The sequence below is a fragment of the Cellulomonas sp. genome (assembly GCF_017744555.1).
Taxonomy (GTDB): Bacteria; Actinomycetota; Actinomycetes; order Actinomycetales; family Cellulomonadaceae; genus Cellulomonas.
Map to the genome: position 1 here is coordinate 124292 of NZ_JAGIBD010000009.1, position 9923 is coordinate 134214.

7 protein-coding genes and 1 pseudogene are annotated in these 9923 nt (G+C 74.6%); 1 reads left to right on the plus strand and 7 read right to left on the minus strand.

Translation table 11 applies throughout. The features are described from left to right. Positions 1–266: 266 nt before the first annotated feature. The 5 genes from J7523_RS08430 to J7523_RS08450 form a co-directional block, all read right to left on the minus strand. Complete coding sequence (locus J7523_RS08430; protein ID WP_291884824.1) at positions 267–1577, minus strand: FAD-binding oxidoreductase; 1311 nt, start codon at positions 1575–1577, stop codon at positions 267–269. 121 nt (positions 1578–1698) lie between these two features. Continuing rightward, positions 1699–2241, minus strand: coding sequence for a TetR family transcriptional regulator (locus J7523_RS08435; RefSeq protein WP_291884827.1), 543 nt, complete (start codon positions 2239–2241; stop codon positions 1699–1701). Further along, entirely contained in the window at positions 2238–3152 is a 915-nt protein-coding gene (locus tag J7523_RS08440; protein ID WP_291884830.1) for an SDR family oxidoreductase, read from the minus strand. The genes J7523_RS08435 and J7523_RS08440 overlap by 4 nt, the downstream gene beginning before the upstream one ends. Before the next feature lie 237 nt (positions 3153–3389). Next, entirely contained in the window at positions 3390–3707 is a 318-nt protein-coding gene (locus tag J7523_RS08445; RefSeq protein WP_291884833.1) for a PAAR domain-containing protein, read from the minus strand. 13 nt (positions 3708–3720) lie between these two features. Beyond that, entirely contained in the window at positions 3721–5052 is a 1332-nt protein-coding gene (locus tag J7523_RS08450; RefSeq protein WP_291884835.1) for a hypothetical protein, read from the minus strand. 168 nt (positions 5053–5220) lie between these two features. Between J7523_RS08450 and J7523_RS08455 the strand changes: the two genes are divergently transcribed. After that, positions 5221–5844, plus strand: a complete 624-nt coding sequence (locus tag J7523_RS08455; protein WP_291884838.1) for a response regulator transcription factor — start codon at positions 5221–5223, stop codon at positions 5842–5844. A 72-nt stretch (positions 5845–5916) separates the two neighbouring features. Here J7523_RS08455 and J7523_RS08460 read toward each other — a convergent pair whose 3' ends face one another. After that, positions 5917–6450, minus strand: a complete 534-nt coding sequence (locus J7523_RS08460) for a hypothetical protein (RefSeq protein WP_291884841.1) — start codon at positions 6448–6450, stop codon at positions 5917–5919. A 5-nt stretch (positions 6451–6455) separates the two neighbouring features. Further along, positions 6456–9923 (minus strand): annotated as a pseudogene (locus tag J7523_RS08465) (hypothetical protein); the annotation flags it as partial.

The following is a 9923-nucleotide window of genomic DNA, read 5'->3' on the forward strand; positions in this document are numbered from 1 at the left end:
CGTGCCCCTGACCTCGGGGGCGACGGCTTGCGAACGTCATCATGTCCTCTCGTGCCCGGCCCTCGTCGGCCGGGGATGCCCCACTGCGGCGCGTGTGCTCGCGCCGCTCGGGCGAACGCATCGTGGCGCGACGGCCGTGGTCGGCGCGACCCGATTCCTTGCCCTGGTCATCAGCCAGGACACCCCGCGAGCGTGCCAGGATCGGCCGTCGCCCGTGGGCGGTACGGGCAAGCCTTCACCCTTCCTCCTCACGGAGCCGCCCGGCGTCAGAGCACGCCGTCCAGGTCGTACGTGCGGCGCACCTCGTCGAGCCGCGCGCGCGTCGCCTCCGACCAGCGCGGCGGACCGAGGCCGCCGCCGAAGTTGGGGTTGAGCTCGTCGGCGACCCACGGCGCGAGGGCGTCCAGCAGCGCCCAGCCCACGTCGGGGAGGTCGGCGAACGTCGACGGGTCGAGCCCGACGAGCGCGAACGTGAAGCCGGCGCCACGACCCGACACGGCCGACCCGCCCGGGACGTCCTGCGCGGTGGCGCCCGCGACGTGCCTCAGCTCGACGGCCACGAACGGATGGTCCGCGTCCGGACCGACCCGGTCGAGCCACACGGTCGCGAGGTCGTCGTCGGCGTGGGTCAGGAGCCCGCCGCCCGTCCAGCTCGGACCCGGCCGGTCGGGGTCGTTGTGGATGCGCGCCACCTGGTCGAGCGGCAGCGGTCCGAGGCCGTCGAGCAGCACGGGCGCGAGGGCCCGCAGCGGTGCCGCGACCTGCTCCCCCGTCGCGGCGTCGCCGGGCCGGGCGACCCGCAGGCCGAGCGCGGTGCGGCCCCGCAGCGGCGGCGGGACCACGTCGAGCGGCGGGAACCGGACCACGACCGCGCTCGTGGTGGTCTGCGCGTCGGCGTCGGCCGTCCACGCGAGCCACCCGCGCAGCACCGTCTCGATGTGCTCCCGGTCGAAGAACAACGAGCCGGCGTACAGCTCGGGCATGCGCGCGAGCCTGAGCCGCACCGCCGTGACGATCCCGAGCCCCCACTTGCCGCCGCGCAGGGCCCAGAACAGGTCGGGGTGGTCGTCCTGGCTCGCCTCGACGACCTCGCCCTTCCCGGTGACGACCGTGACCGACACGAGGTGGTCGGAGCTGAACCCGTGGCTGCGCGCGAACGGCCCGAGCCCGCCGCCCAGCAGGAAGCCGACGACGCCGACCGTCGCCGACGACCCCGCGATCGGCGCCAGCCCGAACGGTGCGGCCGCCGCGACGACGTCACCCCAGCGGGCACCCGCGCCGATCGTCGCGACCCCTGTGGCGTCGTCGACGTCGACGCCGGCGAGCCGCCGAGTGCCGACGAGCACCCCGGACCGCACGGGCGGACCGCCGTGACCCGTGGCGAGCGCGGCGACGTGCAGGCCGTTCTCACGGGCGTACCGCACGGCCTCGACGACGTCCTGCACGCTCGTGGCCCCGACGACCACGTCGGGGCGGTGGCCGAGCGTCGTGGAGAACGTGGCGACCTCGTCGTCGTAGCCGTCGTCGGACGGAGTCAGCACCGGTCCGGCGACGCGTTGCTGCAGGGCGTGGGGCATGGGACGACCTCCTCGGGACATGGCGCACGGGCTGCTCGCGGTCTGCCCTTGCACACTCCCACCGACCACTGACGCCGGGCTTCTCGATTCCCGACGTGCTGGCCGACGCCGGCCCGCGGGCTCAGTCCCCGACGAGCGTGCGCACCGCCGCCGCGAGGTCCTCGCGCACGGCCCCCTGGGCGGCTCCGGGCACGAGCAGCAGGCCGTGCACCAGGCCGAGCACCTGCGTGAGCAGCCGCTCGGCGGAGACGTCCGCCGTGCCCCGGCGGTCGAGCGACGCCTGCAGCGCCCCGACCTTCGCGGTCGTGGCCCTGCCCCACTCCGGCAGCCGCTCGAGCACCCCGGGCCGCTCGAGCGTGTGCCACAGCAGCAGCCGGACGAGCTCCGGGTGCTCGAGGTTGAAGTCGAGCAGCCGGACGGCGTAGCCGGGCAGGTCGTCGGCGTCGAACGGCACGGCGTCGACGAACTGGTCGATGCGGTGCTCGACCACCGCGTCGAACAGCAGGTCCTTGCTCGTGAAGTAGGCGTACAGGCGCTGCTTGTTGGCGGACGCCCGCTCGGCGATCCGGTCGACGCGGGCCCCGGCGAGCCCGCGCTCGGCGAACTCGTCGGCGGCCGCGGCGAGGATCCGCGCGGGCGTCGACCCGTCGGCGAAGCCGATCATGCGGGCAGCGCGGTGCCGGTGAGGTCCTGCGCGACGGCCCACAGCCGGGCCGCCGTCGCCGTGTCACGCATCCGCCGGTTGAGCCGCACGGGTCCCGGCTCCCCGACGAGGCCGAGCCGACCCGTCGGGCCGTAGTACCCGCCCTGCGCGGCGAGCGGGCTGGTCGCCGCCAGCAGGATCGACCCGGCCCCCTCGGGCGGCAGCATCGACGGCATCACCGAGTGTCCCGTGAAGACCGAGCGGCGTGGCGTGTCCCGGCCGAGCGACGCGCCCGCGGTCTGCAGGTTCGTCCGCGTGAAGCCGGGGTGCGCGGCGGTGCTGAGCAGCGGCCAGCCGCGCTCGTCGGACACGCGCGCGAGGTGCCGGGCGAGGTGCAGGTCGGCGAGCTTGGACTGCCCGTACGCCCGCCACGGCCGGTAGCGGCGGGTCCACAGCAGGTCGTCGAACCGGATCCGCGCCCAGTTCGCGACGCCGCTGCTCATCGTCGCGACGCGCGGCTCGGGGGCCGCCAGCAGCAGCGGGAGCAGCTGGTTGGTGAGCGCGAACGGGCCGAGGAAGTTGGTGCCCATCTGCAGCTCGAAGCCGTCGACGGTCTCGAACCGGGTGGGCGGGACCATGACGCCCGCGTTGTTGACCAGCACGTCGAGGTGGTCGAGGTCGGCGGTGAGCGCGTCGGCGAAGCGGCGGACGGACGCGAGGTCGGCGAGGTCGAGCGCCCGGACCTCGAGGTCGGCCTCGGGGTGCGCGGCGCGGATCTCGGCGAGCGCCTTCTCGCCCTTCTCCACGTTTCGGACGGCGAGGACCACGCGGGCACCGGCGGCGGCGAGCTGCTCGGCCGCGGCGCGGCCGGTGCCGCTGTTGGCACCGGTGACGACGAACGTGCGGCCGTGCTGGGACGGGACGGCGTACATGACGGCTCCTGACGACAACCAACTGGTTAGTTGGCATCGTCGCACCGTCGGTACGGATGAGCAACACCCGGCCCCGACCTCCTGACAGCCGGCCAGTTCGTGGCTTCCAGTCGAGTTCGGGGGCTGCAACCCCCGAACTCGACCACAACCGACGAACTCGGCGGCGGGCGCGGGGTGGGGGCGGGGTGGGGGCGGGATGAGGGTGGGATGAGGGTGGCCGCGGGGCGCGAGGGGCCGTCAGCCGCCGATGATGACCGTCGGGCAGCCCGGCCCGGGGGCGATCGGTGTGCCGTGCATGCTCAGGTCGGCGAGCCGCGCGGCCGGGAAGTTGCCGATGAGCACCGTCAGGCTGCCCATCGCGATCCCGTTCGGGGCGGGCGACACGCACGGGATCCCGCCGGGGATGTTGTTCGCGACGGCCGCCGGCTGACCGCCGATGAGCACCGTCATGACGGCCGCCGCCGGCGTGATGGGCCCGCCCACGTGCGGCTTCGGCCCGTCGAACAGCGGGCACAGCGCCGTGTCGCCCACGCGCAGCGCCGGTCCCATCGGCATGGTCGTCGACCCGTCAGGGGGTCGCCGGCGGGGCCGGGACCACGAGGGTGCCGCTGAAGACGAGCGCGTCGTTGCAGGCCGTCGGCGGCGGTGTGCCGTCCGGCGGCGTCCCGACGGTCCGGCAGGCGACCGTGATCCGCAGCGCGTCGTCGCCGGGCACCACGATGGGCGTCTGGAAGTGGTAGTCGTTGTCGCGGAAGTTCTCGAGCGCCACCTCGATGAGCGTCACCGGCGTGCCGCCCCCCGCGGGCACGCTCGACAGCGTCATCGTGCCGAAGTCGCCCTGCGGGTTGTTGAGCACCAGGTCGGTCACGCGCAGCGTGTTGCCGGTCGGCACCACGAACTCGTCGTTCTTCGACGTGCCCGGCGCCACGTTCGTGACCGAGAGCCGCGACAGCGTCGGCGTGAACAGCTCGGTCGGCGTGATCGGCAGGTTCTTGGTGAGGTCCTCGACCTTGGCCGTCTGCTCCTGCGCGGCGGCCGCCGCCTGGGCGGCCTGCGCGGAGCCCGCCTGCGCGTCGGTGGCCGCCTTCTGCGCCGCGGCCGCGGCCTCGTTGGCCTGCGCGACCTCGTCCTCGACGGACGACTTCGCGGCCGACGCGATGACGGGCTTGAGCAGCGTGAACCACAGCAGCGCGAGCAGCGCCAGGAGGGCCAGCAGCGCGAGCAGGGCCTTGAAGAACCACTTCGGGATGATCGACGTCTGCACGTGCGCGCCGTCGAGCAGCACCGGGGTGGTGTTCTCCGCGGCGGCGGTGACGACGAACGGGTGCGTGACGTCCGGCCCGCGCCAGATGCTCCGCGCCGGCTTGACGCGCACGTCGGCGAACGCGGCCTCGCCGGGCCCGACGGTCAGCAGCTGCGGGTTGATCCGGTAGTCGAGGGAGTTCTGCTCGTCGGCCGCCTGCAGCGTGACCGTCACGGGAACGTTGCCGCGATTGTCGAACGCGACCCGGTGCTTGGCCCCCCGGCGGCCGTGCGACGTGCGGGGCAGCAGCTCGGCCGTCGTGTCGAGGAACGGCAGCACCTCGACGACGCCCTCGGGGATCACGGTCTCGTCGACGTGCTCGAACGGGATCACGCGGATGCCGAAGTCGAGCGGGCCGGCCGGCACCGTGGCGGACCGCGGCGGCGCGAACCGGATGGTCGCGGTCGTGGACGTGTCCGGGTACAGCCCGTCGATCACCGCGGGCTCGATCGTGGTCCACGCCGCGGGAACCCCGAGCACCTCGATCCGGTAGCCCTCGACCGTGGTCCCCGTGTTCCTGATGTGCAGCGGCACCACCGCCTCCGTCCCGGGGGAGAGCTCCACCCGGGGCGAGTCCAGCTTGGCCGTCGTCGTCATGCTCGTGACCGTACGGCGCGGCACCGCGCGGGACGACGGCCCGCGGACGGGCCGAACGGGCAACGGCGCTGCCCGTTGAGTCGATGTTGACTGCACGATCAGTGCGCCCCTGCACGCTGTCCGGACGAGCATCCGGGGTGGCCGGACGTCAGGGGGCAGGGGGCAGTCATGGAACGCGTGGCGGTGTGGGTGAGCGCACGGGACCCGATCTCGGAGGCAGGCGTCGTCAGCGCGCTGCGGCCGCGGCCGGAGGTGCGGGTGCTGGGGCACGACGAGGCGGAGTCCTCGCAGGTCGCGGTCGTGGTCGCGGACGCGGTCGACGACGACGCGCTGCGACTCGTGCGGATGGTCCGAAGGCAGACGCCGAGCCAGGCGGTCCTCGTGGCCGGCCGGCTCGAGGACGGCGACGTGGTGACGGCCGTCGAGGCGGGCGTGCTCGGGCTCGTGCGGCGCAGCGAGGCGACGCCCGACCGGCTGGTCCGGGTGATCTGCGGCGCCGCGACCGGTGAGGGCAGCGTGCCGCCCGACCTGCTGGGCCGGCTCCTCGACCAGGTGGGCACCCTGCAGCGGCAGGTGCTGCGGCCGCGGGGGTTGACGTTCACGGGCCTCGCGTCGCGCGAGATCGAGGTGCTCAAGCTGATCGCCGACGGGTACGACACCTCGGAGATCGCGCGCGAGCTCGCCTACTCCGAGCGGACCGTGAAGAACGTGCTGCACGACGTGACGACGCGGCTGCAGCTGCGCAACCGGTCGCACGCCGTGGCGTACGCGTTGCGCGAGGGGCTCATCTGAGGCGGACGCGGCACCGGGGCTGAGCGGCGCACCGTCGCGCCGCTCAGCCCTTCGCCGTCCCCGGGCGTGCGGTCACGCGGGGCCGAGCGTCCGCAGGACGATCGGTGCCATCGCCCGCACGTCCGCGTCCTCGTCGTGCGTCAGCCGCTCGACGTCGTCGCGCACGACCGCCCACGCCGGCACGCTCGCCGCGACGAGGGCGGCGTGCCGCACGTCCGGGTCCTCGTGCGCGAGGCCCCGGCGGAGCACCTCGACGAGCATCGGGTCCGGCTCGCTCGTCGCGAGCGACGCGAGGACGCCGAGCGCGTGCTCGAGGTCGCCGATCCCCTCCGCCCCGTCGAACAGGCCCGGCACGTCCTCGGGCCCGTGCACCGGCACCGCCCGCGCGAGCGCGTCCGCGACGTCGTCGCGCCGCTCCCCCGTGACGCCGAGCTGGTCGACGTGCAGCGCCGAGTCCTCGAACAGCCGCACGCGCGCGCCGTCGAGCTGCCACTCGACGGCGTCGTCCTCGTCGGTCACCCGGGTGCCGCCGAGCCGCTCGACCTCGTCGCCGATGTCGTCCCAGGACACGTCGTACCGCGGCGTCAGGAACCTCTCGTCCGTCATCGCACCTATCCGTTCGGCCAGTTGAGCGCCCGCAGGCGGCCCAGCAGGTGGTCCTTGAAGCTGCGCCGGATCCACGCGACGCACTCGGCGGTCGACGAGAACACGACCTGCTCCGTCGCCATGAGCATCTTGATGTACGCCTTGGTCACCTCGACCTCACGCTTCACGTGCTTGCGGGCGTCGCGCTCCTCGGACGCCTTGCGGACCTCCTCCGGGACGCGGGACGCCGTGGCCTGCGAGACGGCGTCCGTGGGCGCCATCGGGTTCATGCGGGTCACGGCGTCCTCGATCGAGGATCCCTCGCCGGCGGTGGCCAGCGCCATGAACGTCGTGGCGTGCGCCGCCGGGTGGCGCCCGGGCTCGACCGTGCCGACGAGGCGCGTGGTCGCCGCGAGGACCACGAGCCGGTCGTCGACCGCCTTCTTCGCCGCCTTGCTCTCGCGCGTCTCCCTGCCCTTCGGCCCCAGCACGGTCTCCGCGGTGAGCGCGGGGTGGTCCGGGCGCTCGCCGCGCATGATCGCGAACATCGAGTCGCGGATCGCGGCGTCGTCCATGCCCGCGCGCTTGAGGTCGCGCAGGGCCTGGAGCGCGTCGAGCTTCTCCGGGCCGCCGAGCTTCTCGACGTCCTGCTGCATCTTGGCCCGGTACCGGCCGCTGCGGTTGCCGCCGAACAGCGTGTGGATGAGGCCCGGGGACGTCTGACCGGATCGCGCGTGCCGGACCTGGTCCTCGCGGACCCAGACGCCCGGCGCGACCTCGATGCTCTCCTTCTGCCCCGGTTCGCGCGGGACGCCGCCGTGCGCCCCCGCGATCGACGCCGACTCGGCTGCAGGCGACTGCGCCTCGCGCAGGTTCTTCGGCGCGGTGCCGGGCCTCCTCGACTCCGTGACGGCGCCCTTGCCCGCCGCGCGGTCCTGGGCGATCTGCGCGACCTCGCCGCGTTCGGCGGCCTCCCGCATGAGCTCGTCGCCGACCTCCGCGAGGATCCGCTGCAGCTCGGAGCCGACGATCTTGACGGCCTGCGCGACGTCGGCCTTGGGGTTGACGGTCGCGACGATCGTGCCGTTCTCGAGCGTGAGCGACGTGAGGCGGTACCGCGTCTTCCACCACAGCAGCTGCGCCTTGAGGCGGATCGTCGAGACACCCTTGGCGAGCAGCCGGGCGACGGCCGGGCGGATCGCGGCGACGGCCGTGTCGAGCCGCTCCTGCTTCTTGCGCTGGTCGGCGGCCGGGTCCTTCTTGGCGGCCTTCTTCTGGGCCCTGCGCTCGCGCCACGCCTTGAACTTGTCGCGAGCGCCCTTGAGCTTGTCGCCGATCTTCTTGCCGAGCTTCTTGAGCGCGCCGCCGACCTTCTTCACGACCTTCTTGAGCGCCGCCCCGATCTTCTTGGCGATCTCGCGGATCTTGCCGGCGACCTTGCTCGCCCCCTTCGCGAGGCGGGCGAGCAGCCAGTTCGAGACGAAGTCGACGACCGTGATCGCCGCGGCCGCGACGACGTCCGCGAACGCCGGGCCGCCCTGGCCCGACTTCACGGCGCGCAGGAACGCGATGAACTTGTCCATCGCCTGCAGGATCTGGCTGACCGTCCCCCACGCGGCCTGCAGGCCCTGGACGATCGCCAGGACCGCGCCCGCGGCCGGCACGATCATCGACACGAGCTTCTCGACGAGCAGCCCGATGAGCGCCGGCGGGATCGCCGCCTTGAGGCCCTCCCACGCCATCGCGCCGATCTTCGCGATCGAGATGCCGCCCTTGGTGAGCAGGTTCCAGACGGCCCGGCCGAGCCCGAGCACCTGCTCGACCTTGTTGTTGAACCACGTCTGGACGGCCGTCTTCAGGGCCTTCCACAGGTGGTTCCTGATGCCGTCGACGATCGCCGCACCGAGGTTGCGCAGCCACGCGCCCGGGTTCGCCGCGACGTCCTTCGCGACCGCCAGGAACGCCCCGATGGCCGCGAGGGCCGCACGGGCCGCGTTGATCGCGGCGTTGACGGTCGCCGCGACCGCGCTGACGACGGCCTTGAGGCCGGCTTCGAGCCCGGACAGCAGCGCGGTGAGCGCCCGCCCGAGCAACCCGAGCGCCGCCTTGACACCGTTCTTCAGGCCCTCGGCCAGCCGGTTGACGGCGGCCTCGGCGCGCTGGACGGCCGCGCGGATGGCGTTGCGGAACCGCTCGCGCAACGCGGGGAACGCCGCGAGGAGCCGATCGCCGATCGCCGTGAGGGCCGAGCCCGCGAGCTTGATCGCGGCGACGACGGCCTGCCGGGCCTTCTCGATGATCGCCGTGGCGAGCTGCTGCGCCTTCTCGACGGCCGCGCGGACCGCCTGCCGGGCCTTCTCGAACGCCGCGGAGATGCCCGCCTTGACCTTGTCGAACAGCGCGGTCGCCTTCGACGCGACCCATCCGAAGAACCCGCCCCCGCCGCTCTCCTTCTTCGCCTCGGCCCGCTTCTCGGCGGCCTCCCGCTCCCCGGCCTGCCGGGCCTCCTCGGCCTCCTGGGCACCGGCCGCGTGCGCCTGGGCGGCCTCGGTCTGCGCGCGGCCCTGCTCCGACGTGACGGTCTCGGCGGCACCGGCCGTCACGGTCCGGGCCTCCGCGTCGGCGCCCGCGACGAGGGTCGCCTGCTCGCCCTTCCACTGGGTCCGCTGGTTCGCCACGTCGGCCTTGAGGCTCGCGCGCTGGGACTGCTCGGCCTGCGCGTGCTCGGCCTCGAGGGCCGCGACCTCCTGCGTCGCCTGCTCGCGGCGCGCGGTCTCCTGCTCGGCGTGCTGCTGCTTGACGGTCGTCATCTGCGCGGCGCCGGCGGTCGCGGCCGCCCGCACGGCAGGCCCCTGCTGCTCCTCGACGACCGCGTCGACGGCGGCGTCGTCACCCGCCTCGGTCCCGGCTGCGCCTCCTGCGGCCCCACCTCCCCCGGCTGCGCCGCCTGCCGTCGCGGGTCCCGCTCCACCCGCGGCACCGCCGCCCGCACCGACGTCGGCCTCGATCGTCTCGACGGGCACCGTCGGGCGGACCGCGTCCTCCCCCATCGGCTCGGCCGCGTCCCGGGCGCCCTCCGCGTGGGCGTGCGCGGCACCCTCCGCGAGGTGGGCCTGCTGCGCCCGGACCTGCGCGGGGTCGGCCTCGCCCGCGAGCGCGAGGCTCGGCGCCGGGCCGGGCGTCACCGCCGCGCCCGGGTCGCGGGTCGGCATCCTGTCGATCGACGCGGCGAGGTCGCGCGCGCCCTCCTCCGTCAGGCCGCCCTCCGGAGCGAGCGGGAGCGAGGGTGCGGCCACGCGAGCCGCGGCCGGCGGGGGCGGGGCGGGCAGCGGCTTGGGTGCCGGCACCGGGTGCGCCCCGCCCGGTGCCACCTGCCTGACCTGCGCGGTCGTCGCTGCCGCCGTCGTCGGCACCTGGTCGGAGGCGGCCCCGGCGGCCGTCGCGCCCGCGAGCGGCGTGTGCGTCGGCGGCGCCGCCGCCAACCGGGCCTGCTC